Below are 21897 nucleotides of genomic sequence, written 5' to 3' on the forward strand. Positions count from 1 at the left end.
TCATCCTTAATTTTTGAGGTAGACTAATGCAACGGTAACGATAGCGAATAAAACAAAAGCTAACGTATCAGCCGTCCGCCATTTTAAAATACGATACTTTGTTCGACCTTCTCCACCCTGGTAACCACGAGATTCCATGGCAATCGCTAAATCTTCGGCACGATTGAACGAACTTACAAATAGCGGAATTAACAACGGGATAATTGATTGCATTTGTTTAATTAGCGACCCTTGACCAAAGTTCACACCTCGAGCTCGTTGAGCGTTCATAATTTTTTCTGTCTCATCCATTAATGTAGGGACAAAACGTAACGCGATTGATAACATTAACGCAATTTCATAAACTGGAAATTTGATTGCTTTAAGTGGTTTTAATAAAGATTCAATCGCATCTGCTAGTTGGAGTGGTGCCGTTGACAACGTCAATAATGTTGACATAAAAATAATTAAAATAAATCGGCAAAAAATATATAATCCATTTGTCACACCAAATTGAGAAATTTTAAAAATCCCCCAATGCCAGTACATTTGGCCACCACTTGAAAATAGCATTTGCAAAGCAACCGTAAAGATAATCAGCCAAATTAATGGCCGGACACCTTTTAAAAAGAAACTCATATTAATTTTTGACGCTAAAATACATCCTAACGTAAAAACTAAAAGCATAGAAAAACTTTGCCAATTATTTGCCATAAAGATTATTCCAACAAAATAAAAACTCAAAACTAATTTAGCACGCGGATCCATGCGGTGAACGAGTGAATCACCCGCTATGTAACGTCCAAAAATCAACTTATTCATTAGCGTCATGACCTCCATTTTGGCTTAGCAGCGTGACGAGGTCGTCGGCTAATTCATTCTCTGTTAAAGGCATCTCCTTGAATTCAAAGCCTTTTTCAATTAATTTTTTTGAAAATAACGTTGTTGTTGGCACGTTCAAATGGTTACTTAATAAGAACTCTGGATCAGCAAAAACTTCTCTTGGTGTGCCCGATTTAATAATCGTTCCTTTTGACATGATAATAGCGTGATTCGCATAATTTGCCACATCATCCATCTGATGCGTTACGAGAATAATCGTCAAATTTTGTTCACGATGAAGTTCTTCGAACATTGCCATCATATCAACGCGACCTTTAGGATCTAATCCTGCTGTGGGTTCGTCTAAAACCAAGATTTTAGGTTCCATAGCCAGAATTCCAGCGATTGCTACGCGACGCATTTGACCACCAGAGAGGTCAAATGGTGATTGCTGATAGATATTCTCTGGTAATCCAACTAACTTCAACATTTTTGTCGCTATTTTCTCAGCTTCTTCATCTGTTTTACCAAAGTTTTTTGGCGCAAATGCCACATCTTTAATAACCGTTTCTTCAAACAATTGTGCTTCTGGAAATTGAAAAACGATGCCAACTTGTTTTCGTAAATCGTTTAACGTTTTATTGGCCGTTTCTGGTGTAATGATTTGATTCCCAATTGTAATTTTACCTTCAGTTGGTTTTAATAGGCCATTTAAATGTTGCAATAGGGTCGATTTACCAGAACCTGTATGTCCAACAATTGCTGTAAATGAGCCGTCCTCAATTTCAAGATTGATATTATGTAGCGCCCGACTTTCAAAAGGTGTCCCTTTTTGGTAGGTAAAGGCTACTTCGTTGAATTTAATTGCCATAACCAATCTACCATACCTTCCTCTGTCATATAGTCGTCCGGAATGTCAAAATGACGTTTTTTAAGCGCGACTTTTAAGCGTTCTGGATATGGAATATCTAATCCCATATCTACTAATTGTTCACCAAGTGCAAAAATTTCAGCAGGTGTGCCTTCTTTTACCAGCTCGCCTTTGTCCATAACCATAATTTTGTCAGCACTTGCCGCTTCATTAATATCATGCGTGATTGAAATAATTGTTAGCCCACGTTCTTCTTTGAGTTGATGTATTAGGCTCAAAACTTCGTCACGACCTTCTGGATCCAACATGCTAGTTGATTCATCCAAGATGATAACTTCTGGCCTTAGAGCGACAATTCCAGCGATTGCGACACGTTGTTTCTGTCCCCCAGATAGTCTAGCAGGTTCCTTGGCCGCAAACTCCCACATATCTACACGTTCAAGCGCGTCTCTGACTCGTTCTTGCATTTCTTTACGTTCTATTCCATTGTTTTCAAGTCCAAATGCAACGTCATCTTCAACAGTTGCTCCCACAAACTGGTTATCTGGGTTTTGAAAAACGATGCCAATCTTACGACGAATATCCCAGACCGTTTCTGGTGATAAAATAAGGCCATCTACTGTGATTTCACCTGATTGAGGTGCTAGCAAGCCATTAATATTTTTAGATAATGTACTTTTCCCACTACCGTTATGACCAATAATTGCAACCCAGTCACCTTTTTCAATCGTAAAGGACACATCTTTAAGTGCCATTTCACTCATTTCTTTTTGTGCTTCATATTGATAATTTAAATGATCAACTTTAATTAATTCAGTCATTGTTACTGTCCTCACAATTCACAAGATAACTTACGTTTTGCATTATATCACAGGCCAAAATGAACTCAGTGTATTTATACTTTTACTCTTTATAGTTGTCCTATCTATACAACATACATCTAAAATGCATTTTTTGTACTTTTAAGCTCTTAATTAACAATAAACAGCCATTTAGTCACACCTTTTTATATTGCGCTAAGAACTGCATTTTAAGCTAAATTTCTCTCACCATTTGATAATTAACTAGATTTTGTTGATGTCGATAATTATCTTATCTTTTTATAATTTTAAACCCATAATGTTCAAAAAAAGAGACAGCAGTTATTGAAGCCTCTACCGTTTGTACATTTATTTGTAATTCATTCCTTTGGTAATTTGTTAATTCTGTTAAAATAAGCGCTCCGATATGCTGTCGAATCATAGAACTCTCTACGTACAGCATATCAATATGTCCTGTTACTTCAAGGTTACCAAATCCTATGACCTTTAAATCTTTGATGGCAAGTAGCGTAAATGATTCACTTAATCGTTTATGCCATGCACTCAGATCTGGATTATTCTGCACCCACTCATTAATTTCTAGTTGTGAATAATCTTGTCGGTTAATCTCTTGAATTGTTTGGTTGAATAATGTCGTTATTTCCGATAAATATTTACTATCATAACGGTAAAGTTGTATTGAACTTTGTGCCATCACATTACCCCCTAAACAGATTAAGAATACTATTATCATACTAGGTTTTAGCACATAAAAAAAGGGTTCTGAACACATTATTAAAATGTGTTCAGAACCCTTTTTTCAGACCTCATTAGACAATAAAAAATCACTATGAAGGATGACCGGCAAATCACAAATGTGAAGAACCTTCAAACTAGACTAAGATTACTCCATCATCATAACGTTTGTTTTTAATCATCAATCAAAGTGAAAAATTATCTGTTAACGAATTATACTAATTCAATAATAACCATTTGTGCGGCATCGCCACGACGAGGCATTGTTTTCATAGTTCTAGTGTATCCACCATTACGTTCAGCGTAACGAGGAGCTACATCAGAAAATAATTTTTGTAATGCTGATTGAACAGTGACATCGTCACCATCTTCTTTCACGTCAGCAACTGTGTTTCTTACGAAAGCAGCAGCACGACGACGTGAAGCTAAATCACCACGTTTACCTAAAGAAATCATTTTATCGGCAGATTTGCGTACTTCTTTAGCGCGAGCTTCAGTAGTCACAATTCGTTCGTTGATAATAAGACTTGTTGTTAAATCACGTAACATTGCTTTACGTTGAGAACTTGTACGTCCTAATTTGCGGTAACTCATGAATAGTTTCCCTCCCTCTATATAATATTAGTCATCATGACGTAATGATAAATCAAGCGCAGCTAATTTAGCTTTAACTTCTTCCAATGATTTACGGCCCAAGTTACGGACTTTCATCATGTCAGCTTCGGATTTATTCGTTAATTCTTGAACCGTGTTGATTCCAGCACGTTTCAAACAATTGTATGAACGAACTGATAAATCAAGTTCTTCAATCGTCATTTCGAGCATTTTTTCTTTATGTGTTTCTTCTTTTTCAACCATAATTTCAGCATTTTTAGCTTCATCGGTTAAATCAACAAATAAAGTCAAATGCTCAGTTAAAATTTTAGCCGACAAACTAATGGCTTCGCTTGGTGTAATTGAACCATTAGTCCAAACATCAAGTGTCAATTTGTCATAATCATCTTTTTGACCAACACGTGTTTTTTCTACTTGGTAGTTCACACGTTCGATTGGGGTATAAATGGAGTCAATTGGTAATACGCCAATTGGCATATCTTCCGCTTTGTTTTGATCAGCAGATACGTATCCACGACCATTGCTAGCGTTCATGCGAACATGAAAAGATGCACCTTCTGCGACTGTACAAATGTACAAGTCGGGATTTAATACTTCAACATCACTGTTTACAATGATGTCACCGGCAGTAACCTCTGCGGGACCTTTCACATCAATTTCGATGGATTGGTCTTCATCAGCAGCTAACTTCAAAGCAACTTTCTTAATATTCAAGATAATTTGAGTAACATCTTCCAATACGCCTTCAATAGTTGAAAACTCATGTAAAACACCATCAATTTGAATATTAGTAATAGATGCGCCTGGTAAGGAAGATAATAGAATCCGACGAAGTGAATTACCTAATGTCGTACCATAACCGCGTTCAAGTGGTTCTACAACAAATTTACCATAGTTAGGACTTTCATCTATCTTATGAATATTTGGTTTTTCAAATTCAATCATTCTTATCTTTACCCCTTTCAAAACGTAACGTGTAATCTAGTGAAAACATTATGAAGTTCAACTCCGTAATGAATATTAATCCACGTTAAACACGACGGCGTTTTGGAGGACGACATCCATTATGAGGCACTGGAGTAACATCGCGAATTGCTGTTACTTCAAGACCAGTAGTTTGTAAAGCACGGATTGCGGCTTCACGGCCAGAACCAGGTCCTTTAACTGCTACTTCAACAGTCTTCATACCATTTTCCATTGAGCCTTTAGCTGCAGCTTCTGCTGCCATTTGTGCTGCGAATGGTGTAGATTTACGACTACCTCTAAAACCTAATGCACCAGCTGATGACCATGCAACAGCGTTACCGTTAACATCAGTAATCATAACAAGTGTATTGTTAAAAGTAGAATGAATATGTGCAACACCGGCTTCAATATGTTTTTTAACACGGCGTTTGCGAGAAACTTTCTTAGTTGCCATAAATAGTATTACCTCCTTAATCTAGTAATTATTTCTTGCGGCCTGCAATTGATGTAGCTGGGCCTTTACGTGTACGAGCGTTGTTTTTCGTGTTTTGTCCACGAACTGGTAAACCACGACGATGACGCATGCCTCGGTACGTTCCAATTTCTTGGAGACGTTTAATGTTTAAACTGATTTCGCGACGTAAGTCACCTTCAATTTTAAATTGATCAACAACTTTACGGATTGCATCCTCTTGGTCAGTTGTTAAATCACGAGTTCTAATATCTTCTGATACTTCTGCTTCTACCAAGATCTTAGCAGCAGTTGTATTACCGATTCCATAAATGTAAGTTAATGCTACCACGATTCTTTTATCACGTGGAATATCAATACCTGCAATACGAGCCATAACAATTACACCTCCTAATTTTTATTATCCTTGACGTTGTTTATGTTTTGGATTTGCGCTACAAATGATCATAACTCGACCTTTGCGCTTGATAACTTTACAATGTTCACACATTGGTTTTACTGATGGTCTTACTTTCATTGAATTATACCTCCTAAAAGTTTTTGAAGTACAATCTATTTAAAGCGATAAGTAATACGACCCTTACTTAAATCGTAAGGAGACATTTCAACCGTCACTTTATCACCAGGTAAAATACGAATATAATTCTTACGAATTTTACCAGAGACATGAGCTAAAATTTCATGATCATTTTCAAGTACAACTCGAAAAGTCGCATTGGGTAACGTTTCACGGACCGTACCCTCAATCTCAATTACTTCTTCTTTCGCCACGTAAATGTACCTCCTTAAAATCGTGTTTTAACTTTACATGTAAAAATGGCGAGAATTAGACACTCTCACCCGTTCTTATCAGGATATTATTACAAATATCCTCCTGAAAAGATAAACCGGAATTATTCTATCATACCGCTATCTCAGATGCAAGTTAGCCACTCCGGCACAATTACTTTGCAGCGGAATACTCAGATTACTTGAGATTGTTTAAAATCGTTTCAATATCTGCAAATACATCTTCAATATCGCGGTTACCATCTACTGTATACAATAGATGACGTTGTTCGTAAAAATCTAATAACGGTGTATTCATTTTGATGTTAACTTCTAAACGATTTTTAACCGTTTCAAGTTTGTCATCTTCACGTTGATAAAATTCATGTTGCCCACAGCGATCACATGTTCCTTCAACCTTTGTGGGGTTGAAGATTTTGTGATATGTAGCTCCACAATTACGACAAATGTAACGACCAGTTAAACGTTCGATTAGAGATTCAGGATCAACATGAATGTCAATGACTGCGTTAAGAGGTTTTCCAAGGTCCTTACCGATTTCGTCCAAGGCAACAGCTTGTGCCATATTTCTTGGAAACCCATCAAGCATGTAGCCATCTTGAATATCATCTTCAGCTAATCGTTCTTTGACAATGCCATTTGTGACTTCATCAGGAACAAGGTCACCACGATCGATATACTTTTTAGCTTCAAGTCCCATTGGTGTTTCATTTTTCATTGCTGCACGGAAGATGTCTCCCGTAGAGATATGAGCGATGTGGAAAGCGTCGACAATCTTTTCAGCTTGTGTTCCCTTACCTGCACCAGGTAAACCCATTAACATCAGGTTCATTTTAGTCATGAATATCCTCCTAATATGAGAAATGGTTAGGCATCAGCCTAACCTAATTCTCAGTTTAAAATTTGTTTTTTATCGATTATCTAATGAATCCGACGTACTTACGTTTCATCATCATACCCTCTAATTGACGAATAGTTTCAAGAGCAACCCCAACGACAATCAACAGACTAGTACCACCCAAACCAACTGATTCATCTAATCCGAACAAACTTGATGCTAATAATGGAATTAAAGCAACAAATCCTAAGAATAATGAACCAACAGTACTTAAACGCATTAATAATTTTGAAACATATTTTTCTGTTGCTTTACCAGGCCAAACACTTGGAATATAACTTCCTTGTTTTTGTAAATTCTCTGAGAGTTTCTCAGGATTTACCTGTACGAAAGCGTAGAAGAATGTGAACAAGACAATCAATACGGTATATAGGATGGCTCCGTATGTTGTTTGCATGTTGAAAACTTGACTTAATACTTTATACCAAGTCGTGTCCCCTTGTGAGCTTTGGAATGCCAAAAGCACAGTTTGGGGTGTTGCAATGAACGAACTCGCAAAAATAACGGGGATAACACCCGCAACGTTTACCTTAAGTGGCAGATATGAACTATCTGTCGCACCAGCAACACGTCTTGTGTATTGAATTGGAATCTTATAGTTAGCTTGTTGAACATATGTTACAAAAGTTACGATTGCAAAAATAATAACGAGCAAGATAACTATGAACAAGATGCCCCCCCAAAGATCACCTTTATCAGCTTGGAAAATTTGTTCATTGAAAATCTGTTTAATACCACCTGGAATACGAGAAACGATACCTGCCATGATTAACATGGAAACACCATTCCCAATACCACGTTCAGTAATCATATCACCTAACCAAGTCGTAAACATTGTTCCGGCTGTTAAAATAACGCCCAAAACAACATATGTTTGCGTACTTGGATTGTTAACCAAACCTAAACTACTTAATGAGTCTAACCCTGCGGTGATACCTACAGATTGAACAAATGCTAAGACAATTGTTAGGTAACGTGTAGCTTGATTCAATTTACGACGACCAACTTCACCTTGCTTACTCCATTCTACAAAACGAGGAACAATGTCCATTTGTAGTAATTGAATAACAATTTGAGCTGTAATGTAGGGTGAAACCCCCATTGCGAAAATTGAGTAATTAGTTAATCCACCACCACTAAAAGTGTTAAGAAGACTAACTAAGTTACTACTTGTTGCACTAGCAATTGCAGCATGGTTAATTCCAGGAACTGTTATAAAAGTACCTAAGCGAAAGACAATTAAAACGCATAAAGTGAAAAAAATCTTTTGACGGATTTCTTTCACAGCTAATGCATTTTTCATCACTTTAAGCATTAGATCACCTCTGTTTGACCACCGGCAGCTTCAATAGCTTCTTTAGCAGCAGCTGAGAATTTACCTGCTTTAACAGATAATTTCTTGTTAAGTTCGCCGGAAGCTAAAATTTTAATTCCTGATTTTTCGTTCTTAACAATACCTGATTCAACAAGTAATGCTGGTGTTACTTCAGCACCGTTTTCGAATTTGTTTAAGCTATCTAAATTGACAACTGCATATTCTTTACGGTTGAAGTTATTAAATCCACGTTTTGGCATACGACGGAATAAAGGCATTTGTCCACCTTCAAAACCTAAACGTACTTTACTACGGGCTTTTTGGCCTTTTTGACCACGTCCAGAAGTTTTACCATTACCTGAAGATGTTCCACGTCCGACACGGTTACGTACTGAGCGAGAACCTTCACTTGGTTTTAATTCATGTAATTTCATAGGGTTGGCACCTCCTTATTTTAAACTGCAAACAAGATGTTGATGTTATTTAACTTCTTCAACGTCCACTAAATGAGAAATCTTGGCGATAACGCCTCGTGTTACTGCGTCATTAGGACGAATAACAGAGCTGCTAATACGGTGTAAACCGAAAGCTTTAACGATTTCGCGTTGATTTTGAGGACGTCCGATGACACTGCGTTTTAATGTAATTTTTAAATCTGTCATGTTTTAGTCCTCCTAGTCAGCTAAGTGTTGAATAGAAACGCCACGTAATGCAGCAACTTCTTCAGCACTCTTCATTTTCTTTAAACCATCCATTGTTGCGCGAACAACGTTGATTGGTGTATTTGAGCCTAATGATTTACTTGTTACATCTGCTACTCCAGCAAGTTCCATAACGGCACGAACTGAACCACCAGCGGCAACTCCAGAACCTTCAACAGCTGGTTTAAGCATAATGCGTCCACCACTGTATTGACCGAGAACTTCGTGAGGAAGTGTCGTACCGACCATAGGTACTTCAATCAAGTTCTTTTTAGCATCTTCAACTGCTTTACGGATTGCTTCAGGAACTTCTTGAGCTTTACCTGTACCGAAGCCTACATGACCATTGTGATCACCGACAATAACTAATGCAGCAAAACGTAGACGACGTCCACCTTTTACAACTTTAGTAACACGGTTAATCGCAACAACACGATCTTCTAAATCTAAATGAGTTGGATCAATGAAAGTCATAAACTATTTCCTCCCTTTCTTAGAATTCTAATCCATTTTCACGAGCTGCTTCAGCTAAAGCAGCAACGCGTCCATGGTATAAGTATCCGCCACGATCAAAAACAACAGCTTTGATACCTTTGTCATTAGCACGTTTAGCAACTAATGCGCCAACAGCAGTAGCTTTTGCTACTTTACTGTCGCCAGTTACTTCACTATCAATTGTTGAGGCACTTGCTAGCGTTACACCCGCTACGTCATCAATTACTTGAGCGTAGATGTGGTTATTAGAACGGAATACGTTTAAGCGTGGGCACTCTGCAGTTCCAGAAATCTTGCCACGAACACGTAAATGACGTTTTGAACGTGTTTTATTTCTATCTGGTTTTGTAATCACAATTTTCACCTCTTGATTTTATTCAAAAACAAAGTAAGCAATGCTAAGCAGCATTATTTACCTGTTTTACCTTCTTTACGACGAACATATTCGCCAACGTAACGAATTCCTTTACCTTTATAAGGTTCTGGAGGACGAACGGCACGAATTTCTGCGGCAAGATCGCCAACTTCTTGTTTACTGATACCTGAAATAATAATACTTGTATTTGCAGGAACTTCAACAGTTAAGTTTTCGCGTTCTTCAAAATCCACTGGATGTGAATAACCAACATTTAATACTAATTTTTTCCCTTGTAATTGTGCACGATAACCAACACCAATCAACTCAAGTTCTTTTTTGAAACCTTCTGTAACACCAAGAACCATGTTGTTTACGTTGGCACGCATTGTACCATGTAAGGCACGAGTGCTTTTATCGTCACTTTCACGAGTAAATTTAACTGAAAGACCTTCAACATGCATTGTAATAGCACTAGAGAACTTACGAGTTAATTCACCTTTGGGGCCTTTTACTGTAACCATTTGACCTTCTTGTGTAACTTCTACACCAGCAGGAAGAACGATTTCTTTATAACCTATACGACTCACGCGAGTGACACCTCCTTACGAATTAATTGATTACCAGATGTATGCTAAGACTTCGCCACCAATTTGTTTGGCGCGTGCATCTTTATCTGTCATCACACCTTCTGATGTTGAGATAACTGCGATTCCTAAACCATTTAATACTTTAGGAACTGCATCAGCTTGAACGTACGTACGTAATCCTGGTTTTGAGATACGTTTAATACCAGAGATTACACGTTCGTTGTCTTTTCCAAATTTTAAAAATACACGGATAATACCTTGTTTGTCATCATCGATGTATTCGATATCACGTACGAAACCTTCATTTTTAAGGATTTCAGCGATATCACGTTTGATTTTTGAAGCAGGCACTTCTAAAGACTCATGCCGTACCATGTTTGCATTACGGATACGAGTTAAAAAGTCTGCGATCGGATCAGTCATGACCATTGAGTTTACCCTCCTTTAACTTGTCTTTTAGATTTACCAGCTAGCTTTTTTCATACCAGGAATTTGGCCTTTGTGAGCAAGGTCACGAAGACAAATACGGCATAATTTAAATTTACGATAAACAGAATGTGGGCGACCACAACGTTCGCAACGTGTATAAGCTTGTGTAGAGAATTTTGCTGGACGTTTGTTCTTTGCAATTAATGATTTTTTAGCCAAAGCTTTGTAACCTCCTTATTATTTAGAAAACGGCATACCTAATTGTGTGAGTAATTCTTTTGATTCCTCATCAGTATTAGCAGTTGTAACAATAACGATATCCATTCCACGAACTTTATCCACATCATCAAAATCGATTTCTGGGAAAATTAATTGTTCGCGAACACCTAAAGTATAGTTACCACGGCCATCAAAGGCTTTTTTGCTAACGCCACGGAAATCACGCACACGAGGTAATGAAACTGAAACTAATTTATCTAAGAAATCGTACATGCGTTCGCCACGTAAAGTAACTTTAGCACCGATTGGCATACCTTCACGTAAACGGAAGCCAGCAATTGATTTTTTAGCTTTTGTAACCAAAGGTTTTTGACCAGCGATTAAAGCTAATTCTTCAACAGCTTTATCTAAATTTTTAGCATTAGTAACAGCATCACCAACACCCATGTTGATAACAATTTTATCAACTTGAGGTGTTTGCATAATTGATGTGTAGTTAAATTTTTCCATCATAGATGGTGTAATTTCATTAGTGAACTTTTCTTTTAAACGGTTAGTCATGAAGAAAGTGTCCTCCTTTCAGTAGGTCTATTTAACAGTTTCACCTGATTTTTTAGAAACTCTAACTTTCTTGCCGTCTACAACTTTGAAGCCAACACGAGTTGGTTCGTTTGTAGATGGGTCGATAAGCATCACGTTTGAAACGTGAATTGGTGCTTCTATATCCACGATGCCACCTTGTGGATTCGAGTTACTAGGTTTTTGATGTTTTTTTGCAATATTCATGCCTTCAACAATCACACGGTCATCTTTAAGGAAAACTTTAGTAACAGTACCTTGTTTACCTTTATCTTTACCTGCAATTAATTGAACTTTATCACCAGTTTTGACGAACATTTAGCGCACCTCCTTGTTTTCCGATGGATTTCTTATAATACTTCGGGTGCTAAAGAAACAATCTTCATGAAATTGTTATCACGTAATTCACGTGCAACAGGTCCAAAGATACGTGTACCTTTAGGGCTTTTATCATCTTGGATGATAACGGCAGCATTTTCATCAAATTTGATGTATGAACCGTCAGCGCGATGAGCACCTGATTTTGTACGTACGATTACAGCTTTAACAACTTCACCTTTTTTGACAACACCACCTGGTGTTGCATGTTTAACAGTAGCAACAATAACGTCACCGATATTAGCAGTTTTACGCTTTGATCCACCTAAAACTTTAATAGTTAAGATTTCTTTTGCGCCTGAATTGTCGGCAATTTTTAAACGACTTTCTGTTTGTATCACAGTAAGTGTCCTCCTTTCGATAGCAAATTAGAAATACGAATGGCAATTATGCTTAAGCAATAACTGCTTTTTCAACGATATCTAATAAACGGAATCTCTTAGTTGCTGACAACGGACGAGTTTCCATAATTTGAACGATATCGCCGATTTTTGCTTCGTTATTTTCATCATGTGCATAGAATTTTTTAGAATAAGTCACACGTTTACCGTAGGTTTTGTGTGTCTTGTATGTTTCGATAAGAACACTAATCGTTTTATCCATTTTGTCGGATACAACGCGTCCTTGATAGACTTTACGTTGGTTACGAGTTTCACTCATGCGTAAATGGCCTCCCTTTCGTAATCTACTTGTTTAATTCTTGTTGGCGTAATGCCGTTTTAATACGAGCAATTGTTTTACGTACTTCACTTAAGCGTGCGGTATTTTCTAATTGACCGGTAGCTAATTGGAAGCGTAAGTTAAACAATTCATCTTTAAATTCTTGTTCTTTGGTAATCATTTCAGCAGTGGTTAATTCATTAATTTCCTTAGCCTTCATGTGATTCGCCACCTACTTCCTCACGTTTTACAATTTTAGTTCTCACTGGAAGTTTGTTTGATGCTAAGCGTAAAGCTTCGCGAGCAACTTCTTCGGGAACACCGGCAACTTCAAACATGATCTTTCCACGTTTAACTGGAGCTACCCATCCTTCAGGAGCACCTTTACCAGAACCCATTCGAACACCAATTGCTTTTGCAGTATATGATTTATGAGGGAAAATTTTAATCCATACTTTCCCACCACGTTTCATATGACGGTTAATAGCGACACGAGAAGCTTCGATTTGACGGTTAGTGATCCATGATGATTCAAGAGCCTGTAAACCGAATTCTCCAAAAGCGACTTCTTTGCCACCTTTAGCTTCCCCACGCATTTTACCACGGAATTCACGACGGAATTTTGTACGTTTAGGTACTAACATAGGTTATTTCCCTCCTTTCACAGCGTTTTTCTTAGCTGGTAAGATTTCACCACGGTAGATCCAGACTTTAACGCCTAATTTACCGTAAGTAGTCATTGCTTCAACCCAAGCGTAGTCAATATCTGCTCTTAAGGTATGTAATGGAACTGTACCATCTGAGTAGCTTTCAACACGAGACATATCAGCTCCGTTAAGACGGCCAGCAACTTGAACTTTGATACCTTTAGCACCAGAGCGCATTGTACGTTGCATAGCTTGTTTAACAGCACGACGGAATGCGACACGGTTTTCTAATTGTTCCGCAACGTTTTCGCCGACTAATTGAGCATCTAAATCAGGACGTTTGATTTCAACAATGTTGATATGCACACGTTTACCTGTTAAATCATTTAATTCTTTACGAAGTTTTTCAACTTCAGCTCCACCTTTACCGATAACCATACCAGGTTTAGCAGTATGGATTGAAACGTTAACACGTTTTGCAGCGCGTTCGATTTCAACGATAGAGACAGAAGCGTCGGTTAATTTTTCTTGAATGTATTTACGGATGTGTAAATCTTCATGAAGGTAGTTTGCAAAATCTTTTTCTGCATACCATTTTGAATCCCAATCACGAATGATACCTACACGTAATCCCGTTGGATTTATTTTTTGACCCACGCGTTATCCCTCCTTATTTTGTAGTTTCAGATACAACTACTGTAATGTGACTCGTACGTTTGTTAATTGGTGAAGCTGATCCTTTAGCACGAGGACGGAAACGTTTTAAAGTTGGTCCTTCGTTAGCAAAAATATCAGTAATAACTAAGTTTTCACCATCTAAATCAAAATTATTTTCTGCATTAGCTACAGCAGAAAGTAAAACTTTTTCAATGATTGGGCTTCCGGCTCTGGGAGTAAATCTCAAAATACCGATAGCTTCAGCAACACTTTTACCTCTGATAAGATCGATTACCAAGCGAGCTTTACGCGCTGGAATACGAACAGTTTTGGCGGTTGCTTTTGCTGATGTTACTTGTTCAGCCATGTGTATAACCTCCTTTATTTAACTGTAGTTTTCTTATCGTCAGATCCGTGACCACGGAAAGTACGTGTTGGAACAAATTCACCCAACTTATGACCAACCATATCTTCTTGCATAAAAACTGGAACGTGTTTACGTCCATCATATACAGCGATAGTTAGACCAATGAAGTTAGGGAAGATTGTTGAACGACGTGACCATGTTTTGATAACTGTTTTCTTTTCTTGATCAGTTTGTGCTTCGACCTTTTTCATCAAATGTTCATCGACGAATGGTCCTTTTTTTAGACTACGACTCAATGTGAATCCTCCTTCCGGAATATAGCTTAAGCAACAAGTAAATTATTTCTTGTTGCGTCCACGTACGATAAATTTGTCTGATTGGTTTTTCTTTGAACGTGTTTTGTAACCCATCGTCTTTTGACCCCAAGGAGACATAGGTGATGGACGACCAATTGGAGCTTTACCTTCACCACCACCATGAGGATGATCGTTAGGATTCATAACTGATCCACGAACTGTAGGACGTTTACCAGCCCAACGAGCACGACCAGCTTTACCAATTTTGATTAATTCATGTTGTTCGTTACCAACAGCACCGATAGATGCGCGACATGTTGATAAGATCATGCGAACTTCGCCTGATGTCAAACGAACAAGGACGTATTTACCTTCTTTACCAAGTAATTGTGCAGAAGCACCGGCTGAACGAGCAAGTTGTCCACCCTTACCTGGTTTTAATTCGACATTATGAATAATTGTACCAACTGGGATATCTTGAAGAGCTAATGCGTTACCAACCTTGATATCTGCTTCTTTACCAGATTGAACCATCATGCCAACTTCTAATCCTTTAGGAGCAATGATGTATGATTTGATACCATCAGTATATTGTAATAATGCAATATTAGCTGAACGGTTTGGATCATATTCAATTGCTTTAACAGTTGCTGTTACATTGTCTTTAACACGCTTGAAATCGATCAAACGGTATTGACGTTTATGACCACCACCACGGTGACGAACAGTAATGCGACCATAGTTATTACGGCCGGCAGTTCTGCTTTTTGATTCTAGTAATGATTTTTCAGGAGTTGATTTAGTAATTTCTGAGAAATCAGAACCAGTCATATTACGACGACCGTTAGTGGTTGGTTTGAATTTTTTAATTCCCACGTTGTTTTCCTCCTAGTTTACAAAATTTTAGATTATTCTTCGAATAATTGGATTTCTTTTGAGTCGGCAGTTAAAGTAACAATTGCTTTACGGCGTTTTTTAGTATAACCAGCATAGCGACCTTGACGTTTTAACTTACCTTTAACATTCATGATATTTACTTTTACAACTTTAACGCCAAAAATATCTTCAATAGCTTTTTTGACTTCAATTTTAGTTGCACGAGTATCAACGTCGAATGTGTAAACTTTGTTAGCCATTCTATCCATTGCTGCTTCGGTGATGACTGGGCGTAAGATAATATCTCTTGATTCCATTATGAAAGAGCCTCCTCTACTTGAGAAAGAGCTGCTTGAGTCATGACTAATTTATCATTGTTGATAACGTCAAGAACGTTAACACCTTTAGCTTCTACTACTGTAACATTTTGTAAGTTACGAGCTGCTAAAGCAACGAAATCATTGCCAGGTTCAAGAACTATTAATACTTTTTTGTTGATATCTAAGTTACTTAAAACTTCTTTGAAAGTTTTTGTCTTTGGTTGTTCGAAGCTAAGTGCATCGACCATAACCACGCTGTTATCCAATACTTTTTGTGAAAGTACTGATTTAAGAGCTAAACGGCGAACTTTTTTAGGTAATTTGTAACTGTATGAACGAGGAGTAGGGCCAAATACGACACCACCACCACGCCATTGTGGGCTACGGATAGATCCTTGACGAGCACGACCTGTACCTTTTTGGCGCCATGGTTTTCTACCACCACCTGAAACTGCACTTTTGTTTTTAACTGAATGAGTTCCTTGACGTAATGATGCACGTTGCATGATTACGGCGTCAAAAATGACATTGTCGTTAGGTTCGATTCCAAAAATAGCGTCGTTTAATTCAACTTCACCATTTTTAGTACCATCTTGTTTTAATAATGCGACTGTTGGCATTTTGAAATTCCTCCTTCCTGTTATTTAGCGTCTTTTGTGACGTTTTTAATTGTAACTAATGTTTTGTTTGCGCCTGGTACGTTACCTTTAATCAAGATAACATTACTATCAACGTCAACACGAATAATTTCCAAGTTTTGGACAGTTACGCGTTTGCCACCCATGCGACCTGGTAATCTCTTACCTTTGAATACACGGTTAATAACGGCACCCATTGAACCAGGACGACGATGATAACGAGAACCATGAGTCATAGGACCTCGTGATTGTCCCCAACGTTTGATATTTCCTTGGAAACCATGTCCCTTAGACGTACCCGTAACGTTAACGATATCGCCAGCTGAGAATGTATCAACTTTAATTTCGTCACCTACGTTATATTCTCCAAGCTCAACATCGTTAATTTCACGAACGAAGCGCTTAGGAGTAGTATTTGCTTTTGCTGCATGACCTTTAGCAGGTTTGTTTGTTAATACTTCGCGCATGTCTTGGTAACCTAATTGAATTGCTTCGTAACCATCGTTTTCAATTGTTTTCAATTGTAAAACAACGTTTGGCGTAGATTCAATCACTGTAACTGGTACCAATTCACCATTTTCAGTAAAAACTTGTGTCATACCTACTTTTTTTCCTAAGATTCCTTTTGTAGTCATGAGTACACCTCCAATATGTTTGTATTTTTATTTTTGTAACTCTGTTTTATAATTTGATTTCAATATCAACGCCACTAGGTAAGTCAAGTTTCATCAATGAATCAACTGTCTTAGGTGTTGGGTTAACGATATCAATCAAACGTTTATGTGTAAGCATTTCGAATTGTTCACGTGAATCTTTATGCTTATGTGGTGAACGTAAAACTGTGTATAATGTACGTTCTGTTGGCAATGGAATTGGTCCAGAAATTGTTGCCCCTGTTCTTTTTGCAGTTTCAACAATCTTGTCAGCAGATTGGTCTAAAATACGGTGTTCGTAAGCTTTTAAGCGAATACGAATTTTTTGTTTTGCCATTTTGTTCCCTCCTTCGTCTATTTTAAAAATAAGACTAGCTCCGTGTAAGTGACCGACACACCTTGCGTGGCAAAGCTGCCGGGCGTGTCGCAATCTTTCACATCTTAGCTCATTCTATGAAACCCTATCGCAGGGCGTAATACGCCATCTGTTTTTGGGTACTTATCTATACTACTAGAGATAAAGCCTTATGGCAAGTGCTTTCTTATTTTTTTTCAAAGTTTCTCATTATATAATCATAATTAACATTTTTAAAACTTTTTTTATTTTCCAAATGTTATTTTACCACAAAAAAAGAAGCTATCAACAAGTGATAACTTCTTTTATAATTCAGACCAACTAATTAATCAGTAGCTGTTCCGTTTTTCTTCATAATTTCTTCTTGGATTGATTTTGGTACAGCTTCGTAATGATCAAATGTCATTGTGAATGTACCACGTCCTTGTGTAGAAGAACGTAAAGTAGTTGCGTAACCGAACATACCTGAAAGAGGAACCATTGCGTTAACAACTTGTGCATTTCCGCGAGCTTCCATACCTTCAACACGTCCACGACGAGCAGTTACATGTCCCATAACATCACCTAAGTAATCTTCAGGAGCGACAACTTCAACTTTCATCATTGGTTCAAGAATAACAGCACCAGCACTCTTAGCAGCTTTTCTCAATGCCATTGAGGCAGCTACCTTAAATGCTGATTCGTTAGAATCGACATCATGATATGATCCATCATATAACTTAGCTTTAACATCAATAAGTGGGTAGCCTGCAAGAACACCATTTTGCATAGCTTCTCTCAAACCTTGTTCAACTGAAGGAATATATTCACGAGGAACAACCCCACCGACGATAGCGTCTTCGAATGCGAAACCGCCACCCTCTTCATTAGGTGAGAATTCAACTGTAACATCACCATATTGACCTTTACCACCAGATTGACGAACGAATTTACCTTGTGCAGAAACAGTTTTTGTAAATGTTTCACGGTAGGCAACTTGTGGTTCACCAACAGTAGCTTCAACGTTAAATTCACGTCTCATACGATCAACGATGATATCCAAATGCAATTCACCCATCCCAGCGATTAAAGTTTCACCAGTTTCAGGGTTAGTTTCAGCCTTGAATGAAGGATCTTCTTCTGCTAGTTTTTGTAAACCGATATCCATCTTATCTTGATCAGCTTTTGTTTTTGGTTCGATAGATACTTGGATAACTGGTTCAGGGAATTCCATTGATTCAAGGATTAATGGATGTTTTTCATCCGTTAATGAATCACCAGTTGTCGTATTTTTCAAACCAATAGCAGCAGCAATATCACCAGAGAATACTTCAGGAATTTCATTACGGTGATTTGAATGCATTTGAAGGATACGACCAACACGTTCACGCGTGTCTTTAGTAGAGTTCAAGACATAAGAACCAGCTTGTAATGTACCTGAGTAAACACGGAAGAATGTTAAACGACCAACGAAGGGATCCGTTGCAATTTTAAATGCTAAAGCAGCGAAATCTTTGTCATCACCGGCTGTGATTTCAACTTCTTCATCTGTTTTAGGATCTACTGCGTTATAAGGTTTAACATCTAAAGGAGATGGTAAGAAATCATTAACAGCATCCAACATCATTTGAACACCCTTGTTTTTAAATGCTGAACCAGCAAGAACTGGGTACATTTCAAGATTTAATGTTGCTTTACGGATAGCAGCTTTGATTTCATCTTTAGTAATTTCCACACCATCAAGATATTTTTCCATAAGCTTTTCATCAACATCAGCAACGGCTTCAACTAAAGCTTCGCGACGTTTTGTAGCTTCTTCTAAATATTCTTCAGGAACGTCAATACTTTCCCATGTAGCACCTAAATCTTCGTTATCATATAAATCGGCTTTCATTTCGATTAAATCAATAACACCTTCAAAATCATCTTCAGCACCAATTGGCATTTGGATAGGAACAGCATTTACTTGAAGACGATCTTTGATTGTGCCTACTGAGTAATCAAAATTAGCACCCATTTTATCCATCTTATTGATGAAAACGATACGAGGAACTGAATATGTTGTAGCTTGACGCCAAACGTTTTCAGTTTGTGGTTCAACACCAGATTGACCATCTAAAACAACAACGGCTCCATCTAAGACACGAAGTGAACGTTCAACTTCAATAGTGAAATCCACATGTCCTGGAGTATCGATGATATTAATACGATGTTCTTTCCATTCAGCAGTTGTTGCAGCTGATGTGATTGTGATACCACGTTCTTGTTCTTGTTCCATCCAATCCATTTGTGAAGCTCCTTCATGAGTTTCACCAATTTTATGAATTTTACCAGTATAGTATAAAATACGTTCAGTAGTTGTTGTCTTACCAGCATCGATATGAGCAACAATCCCGATATTACGCGTTTTTTCTAGTGGGAATTCGCGTTTATTTGCCATTTTGTAGTATCTCCTTTCGATTCTAAAATAGATTCAAAAAAATGACTACTATATCGATTATCAAAATCATATAATAGCCATTCTTTTATAAAATTACCAGCGGTAATGTGCGAATGCTTTATTAGCGTCAGCCATTTTATGTGTATCTTCACGTTTCTTAACTGATGCACCAGTATTGTTTGCTGCATCCATGATTTCTTTAGCTAAACGTTCTGGCATAGTATGTTCCCCACGTAAACGTGCGTAACTTACTAACCAACGTAAACCTAAAGTTGAACGACGATCAGGGCGAACTTCAATTGGCACTTGGTAGTTAGAACCACCGACACGGCGAGCTTTAACTTCAAGTACAGGCATGATGTTTTTCATAGCTTCATCAAAAACTTCATTAGGTTCGTTTCCTGTTTGTTCTTTAATCATTTCGAATGCATCATACAAGATCTTTGATGCAGTACCACGACGACCATCTAACATTAAACGGTTGATTAAACGTGTTACTAATTTAGAATTGTAAATTGGATCAGGCAATACTTCTCGTTTTGGAGCTGGGCCTTTTCTTGGCATCTAAATAACCTCCTTAGATTCTATTTTTATTAGAATAACTTTATTCTTATTTAGGTCTCTTTGCGCCGTATTTTGAACGACTTTGTTTACGATCAGCAACACCGGCTGTATCAAGAGCACCACGGATAACATGGTAACGTACCCCAGGTAAATCTTTTACACGGCCACCACGAATAAGAACAACACTATGTTCTTGCAAGTTATGTCCAATACCAGGAATGTAAGCTGTAACTTCAAGTAAGTTAGATAAACGCACACGCGCATATTTACGTAAAGCAGAGTTAGGCTTTTTAGGTGTCATTGTTCCGACACGAGTAGCAACCCCACGTTTTTGTGGTGCAGGATTATCTGTTTGAACTTTTTTGTAACTGTTATACCCGAAGTTTAATGCGGGTGCACCAGATTTTGAACCTTTAGAATTACGACCTTTACGAACTAATTGATTAATTGTTGGCATCTAAAGTTTCCTCCTTCCTTATTATAGGTTAATTGTTTTTTAAGTCCACACATCCAGGTGGTTCATTTTTTAATAATAAAAAATAACGTCCTAGACGTCTGTCTTATAATGCGCTGCTGTTATACAGAATCTCAACTATGTAGATGAATTAACTGTTCACAAAAAGCACCTTACACAGAATATCACGGTATTTAATATACGTCAATGGTATTTACACTAAAAAGCGTATTTTTTAATAGGAGGATTTAAATTATGTTAATTAGTTATTTATTTTTACTAGGTGCTTGCCTAGGTTCATTCATCACCTGCATTGCCACACGCTGTGCATTGAATCAGAATCAATTCAACAAAAGATCAATCTGCGACTATTGTGGTACAAAAATACCTTGGTTTGATCTAATTCCTATCTACGCTTATCTTAGATTACACGGACACTGTCGATTCTGCAAGGGAGAATTCCCAGCCTATTCATTTATTTTTGAATGTAGTTTGGCCGCCATGTTGCCCTTATCTTTCACTCAACTATCTCTTTTTGAATTTCTATTACTTATAACGTTCTTATTTTATTTAACTTTTCTATCAGCTATGGATTTCACTAACCGACTGATTTCTGGTCGCTTAACTATCGGTGGTGGAATACTATTCATCCTGTGGCATTATCTGTTATTTGGGTTTCCAGACTCACTAATAGCAATTAGCTTATTCAGTCTGTTTCTATTTGTCTTATGTTTTCAACAAAAGCTCGGCCTTGGCGATTTTATTTTACTGATTATCATTCAACTAACATTTGGTGTTCATTTTTGTTTGATTGCCACTCTTTTTGCTTGTATCAGCTCACTTATCTACTTTTTTACTGTAAAACAGAGTCGATATCAATTTTTCCCATTTGTCCCACATATAACGTTTGGCGTTTATATTACTATTGCGTTATCTTTCTTCATATAAATAAAAAAGCTAAG

Annotated in this window: 37 protein-coding genes; 1 reads left to right on the top strand and 36 read right to left on the bottom strand. The window is 37.5% G+C overall.

Features of this window, described 5'->3' with window-relative positions:
- Positions 1-6: 6 nt before the first annotated feature.
- The 36 genes from AC1RPH_RS04920 to rpsL form a co-directional block, all read right to left on the bottom strand.
- A complete protein-coding gene (locus AC1RPH_RS04920) occupies positions 7-810 on the bottom strand; it encodes an energy-coupling factor transporter transmembrane component T family protein (protein ID WP_481761610.1) in 804 nt (267 codons plus the stop codon).
- Positions 794-1672 carry an energy-coupling factor ABC transporter ATP-binding protein gene (locus AC1RPH_RS04925; protein WP_481761611.1) on the bottom strand — a complete coding sequence of 293 codons (879 nt, stop codon included), beginning with the start codon at positions 1670-1672 and terminating at the stop codon, positions 794-796. The genes AC1RPH_RS04920 and AC1RPH_RS04925 overlap by 17 nt, the downstream gene beginning before the upstream one ends.
- On the bottom strand, positions 1648-2493 hold the full coding sequence (locus AC1RPH_RS04930) for an energy-coupling factor ABC transporter ATP-binding protein (RefSeq protein ID WP_481761612.1): 846 nt from the start codon (positions 2491-2493) through the stop codon (positions 1648-1650). The genes AC1RPH_RS04925 and AC1RPH_RS04930 overlap by 25 nt, the downstream gene beginning before the upstream one ends.
- A 271-nt stretch (positions 2494-2764) precedes the next feature.
- The gene (locus AC1RPH_RS04935) at positions 2765-3187 is read right to left on the bottom strand and encodes a GNAT family N-acetyltransferase (protein WP_481761613.1); all 423 of its coding nucleotides are present in this window, start codon (positions 3185-3187) and stop codon (positions 2765-2767) included.
- A 254-nt stretch (positions 3188-3441) separates the two neighbouring features.
- Positions 3442-3822 carry a 50S ribosomal protein L17 gene (gene rplQ / locus AC1RPH_RS04940; RefSeq protein ID WP_057974617.1) on the bottom strand — a complete coding sequence of 127 codons (381 nt, stop codon included), beginning with the start codon at positions 3820-3822 and terminating at the stop codon, positions 3442-3444.
- 27 nt (positions 3823-3849) lie between these two features.
- Positions 3850-4788 carry a DNA-directed RNA polymerase subunit alpha gene (locus AC1RPH_RS04945; RefSeq protein ID WP_409022032.1) on the bottom strand — a complete coding sequence of 313 codons (939 nt, stop codon included), beginning with the start codon at positions 4786-4788 and terminating at the stop codon, positions 3850-3852.
- 85 nt (positions 4789-4873) lie between these two features.
- Positions 4874-5263 (bottom strand): 30S ribosomal protein S11, encoded by a 390-nt coding sequence (gene rpsK / locus AC1RPH_RS04950; RefSeq protein ID WP_057974619.1) that lies wholly within the window; start codon positions 5261-5263, stop codon positions 4874-4876.
- A 28-nt stretch (positions 5264-5291) separates the two neighbouring features.
- Complete coding sequence (rpsM, locus tag AC1RPH_RS04955) at positions 5292-5657, bottom strand: 30S ribosomal protein S13 (protein ID WP_057974620.1); 366 nt, start codon at positions 5655-5657, stop codon at positions 5292-5294.
- Positions 5658-5681: 24 nt separating this feature from the next.
- Positions 5682-5798: a 50S ribosomal protein L36 gene (rpmJ, locus tag AC1RPH_RS04960; RefSeq protein WP_057756760.1), complete on the bottom strand. Its 117-nt coding sequence runs from the start codon at positions 5796-5798 to the stop codon at positions 5682-5684.
- Positions 5799-5833: 35 nt separating this feature from the next.
- Positions 5834-6052: a translation initiation factor IF-1 gene (gene infA, locus AC1RPH_RS04965; protein ID WP_057974621.1), complete on the bottom strand. Its 219-nt coding sequence runs from the start codon at positions 6050-6052 to the stop codon at positions 5834-5836.
- 196 nt (positions 6053-6248) lie between these two features.
- Positions 6249-6911, bottom strand: a complete 663-nt coding sequence (locus AC1RPH_RS04970; RefSeq protein WP_481761614.1) for an adenylate kinase — start codon at positions 6909-6911, stop codon at positions 6249-6251.
- A gap of 76 nt (positions 6912-6987) precedes the next feature.
- A complete protein-coding gene (gene secY / locus AC1RPH_RS04975) occupies positions 6988-8283 on the bottom strand; it encodes a preprotein translocase subunit SecY (protein WP_409022030.1) in 1296 nt (431 codons plus the stop codon).
- Positions 8283-8717, bottom strand: a complete 435-nt coding sequence (rplO, locus tag AC1RPH_RS04980) for a 50S ribosomal protein L15 (RefSeq protein WP_409022029.1) — start codon at positions 8715-8717, stop codon at positions 8283-8285. The genes secY and rplO overlap by 1 nt, the downstream gene beginning before the upstream one ends.
- Positions 8718-8762: 45 nt before the next feature.
- Positions 8763-8945 carry a 50S ribosomal protein L30 gene (gene rpmD, locus AC1RPH_RS04985; RefSeq protein WP_057974624.1) on the bottom strand — a complete coding sequence of 61 codons (183 nt, stop codon included), beginning with the start codon at positions 8943-8945 and terminating at the stop codon, positions 8763-8765.
- 12 nt (positions 8946-8957) lie between these two features.
- Entirely contained in the window at positions 8958-9458 is a 501-nt protein-coding gene (rpsE, locus tag AC1RPH_RS04990; protein WP_409022028.1) for a 30S ribosomal protein S5, read from the bottom strand.
- A 19-nt stretch (positions 9459-9477) separates the two neighbouring features.
- Positions 9478-9834, bottom strand: a complete 357-nt coding sequence (gene rplR, locus AC1RPH_RS04995) for a 50S ribosomal protein L18 (protein WP_462298812.1) — start codon at positions 9832-9834, stop codon at positions 9478-9480.
- Positions 9835-9887: 53 nt separating this feature from the next.
- Positions 9888-10424, bottom strand: coding sequence for a 50S ribosomal protein L6 (gene rplF / locus AC1RPH_RS05000; RefSeq protein ID WP_481761615.1), 537 nt, complete (start codon positions 10422-10424; stop codon positions 9888-9890).
- 30 nt (positions 10425-10454) lie between these two features.
- Positions 10455-10853: a 30S ribosomal protein S8 gene (gene rpsH / locus AC1RPH_RS05005; RefSeq protein WP_057974628.1), complete on the bottom strand. Its 399-nt coding sequence runs from the start codon at positions 10851-10853 to the stop codon at positions 10455-10457.
- A 33-nt stretch (positions 10854-10886) separates the two neighbouring features.
- Positions 10887-11072, bottom strand: coding sequence for a type Z 30S ribosomal protein S14 (locus tag AC1RPH_RS05010; protein WP_057974629.1), 186 nt, complete (start codon positions 11070-11072; stop codon positions 10887-10889).
- Between the two features lie 18 nt (positions 11073-11090).
- Complete coding sequence (gene rplE / locus AC1RPH_RS05015) at positions 11091-11633, bottom strand: 50S ribosomal protein L5 (RefSeq protein ID WP_409022025.1); 543 nt, start codon at positions 11631-11633, stop codon at positions 11091-11093.
- 27 nt (positions 11634-11660) lie between these two features.
- The gene (gene rplX, locus AC1RPH_RS05020) at positions 11661-11969 is read right to left on the bottom strand and encodes a 50S ribosomal protein L24 (protein WP_409022024.1); all 309 of its coding nucleotides are present in this window, start codon (positions 11967-11969) and stop codon (positions 11661-11663) included.
- Positions 11970-12001: 32 nt separating this feature from the next.
- Entirely contained in the window at positions 12002-12370 is a 369-nt protein-coding gene (rplN, locus tag AC1RPH_RS05025; protein ID WP_409022023.1) for a 50S ribosomal protein L14, read from the bottom strand.
- A gap of 52 nt (positions 12371-12422) precedes the next feature.
- Positions 12423-12689: a 30S ribosomal protein S17 gene (gene rpsQ / locus AC1RPH_RS05030; protein ID WP_057974633.1), complete on the bottom strand. Its 267-nt coding sequence runs from the start codon at positions 12687-12689 to the stop codon at positions 12423-12425.
- 25 nt (positions 12690-12714) lie between these two features.
- The gene (rpmC, locus tag AC1RPH_RS05035) at positions 12715-12909 is read right to left on the bottom strand and encodes a 50S ribosomal protein L29 (RefSeq protein WP_057974634.1); all 195 of its coding nucleotides are present in this window, start codon (positions 12907-12909) and stop codon (positions 12715-12717) included.
- On the bottom strand, positions 12899-13333 hold the full coding sequence (gene rplP, locus AC1RPH_RS05040) for a 50S ribosomal protein L16 (protein WP_057974635.1): 435 nt from the start codon (positions 13331-13333) through the stop codon (positions 12899-12901). The genes rpmC and rplP overlap by 11 nt, the downstream gene beginning before the upstream one ends.
- A 3-nt stretch (positions 13334-13336) precedes the next feature.
- Positions 13337-13993: a 30S ribosomal protein S3 gene (gene rpsC / locus AC1RPH_RS05045; RefSeq protein WP_057974636.1), complete on the bottom strand. Its 657-nt coding sequence runs from the start codon at positions 13991-13993 to the stop codon at positions 13337-13339.
- A gap of 13 nt (positions 13994-14006) precedes the next feature.
- A complete protein-coding gene (gene rplV / locus AC1RPH_RS05050; protein WP_409022022.1) occupies positions 14007-14360 on the bottom strand; it encodes a 50S ribosomal protein L22 in 354 nt (117 codons plus the stop codon).
- A gap of 14 nt (positions 14361-14374) precedes the next feature.
- Positions 14375-14656: a 30S ribosomal protein S19 gene (gene rpsS / locus AC1RPH_RS05055; protein WP_057974638.1), complete on the bottom strand. Its 282-nt coding sequence runs from the start codon at positions 14654-14656 to the stop codon at positions 14375-14377.
- 42 nt (positions 14657-14698) lie between these two features.
- Complete coding sequence (gene rplB / locus AC1RPH_RS05060) at positions 14699-15532, bottom strand: 50S ribosomal protein L2 (RefSeq protein WP_409022021.1); 834 nt, start codon at positions 15530-15532, stop codon at positions 14699-14701.
- A gap of 32 nt (positions 15533-15564) precedes the next feature.
- The gene (gene rplW, locus AC1RPH_RS05065) at positions 15565-15849 is read right to left on the bottom strand and encodes a 50S ribosomal protein L23 (RefSeq protein WP_409022020.1); all 285 of its coding nucleotides are present in this window, start codon (positions 15847-15849) and stop codon (positions 15565-15567) included.
- Entirely contained in the window at positions 15849-16472 is a 624-nt protein-coding gene (gene rplD / locus AC1RPH_RS05070) for a 50S ribosomal protein L4 (RefSeq protein ID WP_409022019.1), read from the bottom strand. The genes rplW and rplD overlap by 1 nt, the downstream gene beginning before the upstream one ends.
- 20 nt (positions 16473-16492) lie before the next feature.
- Positions 16493-17125, bottom strand: coding sequence for a 50S ribosomal protein L3 (gene rplC / locus AC1RPH_RS05075; protein WP_481761616.1), 633 nt, complete (start codon positions 17123-17125; stop codon positions 16493-16495).
- 46 nt (positions 17126-17171) lie between these two features.
- Positions 17172-17480 carry a 30S ribosomal protein S10 gene (rpsJ, locus tag AC1RPH_RS05080; RefSeq protein WP_057974643.1) on the bottom strand — a complete coding sequence of 103 codons (309 nt, stop codon included), beginning with the start codon at positions 17478-17480 and terminating at the stop codon, positions 17172-17174.
- A 343-nt stretch (positions 17481-17823) separates the two neighbouring features.
- The gene (gene fusA / locus AC1RPH_RS05085) at positions 17824-19917 is read right to left on the bottom strand and encodes an elongation factor G (RefSeq protein WP_409022017.1); all 2094 of its coding nucleotides are present in this window, start codon (positions 19915-19917) and stop codon (positions 17824-17826) included.
- 93 nt (positions 19918-20010) lie between these two features.
- Complete coding sequence (gene rpsG / locus AC1RPH_RS05090; RefSeq protein WP_057974645.1) at positions 20011-20481, bottom strand: 30S ribosomal protein S7; 471 nt, start codon at positions 20479-20481, stop codon at positions 20011-20013.
- A 46-nt stretch (positions 20482-20527) separates the two neighbouring features.
- Entirely contained in the window at positions 20528-20938 is a 411-nt protein-coding gene (rpsL, locus tag AC1RPH_RS05095; RefSeq protein WP_057974646.1) for a 30S ribosomal protein S12, read from the bottom strand.
- Between the two features lie 252 nt (positions 20939-21190).
- Between rpsL and AC1RPH_RS05100 the strand changes: the two genes are divergently transcribed.
- Positions 21191-21883, top strand: coding sequence for a prepilin peptidase (locus tag AC1RPH_RS05100; RefSeq protein ID WP_481761617.1), 693 nt, complete (start codon positions 21191-21193; stop codon positions 21881-21883).
- Positions 21884-21897 lie beyond the last annotated feature (14 nt).

Source organism: Dellaglioa sp. CoH-57-MRSF-16 (genome assembly GCF_056782055.1).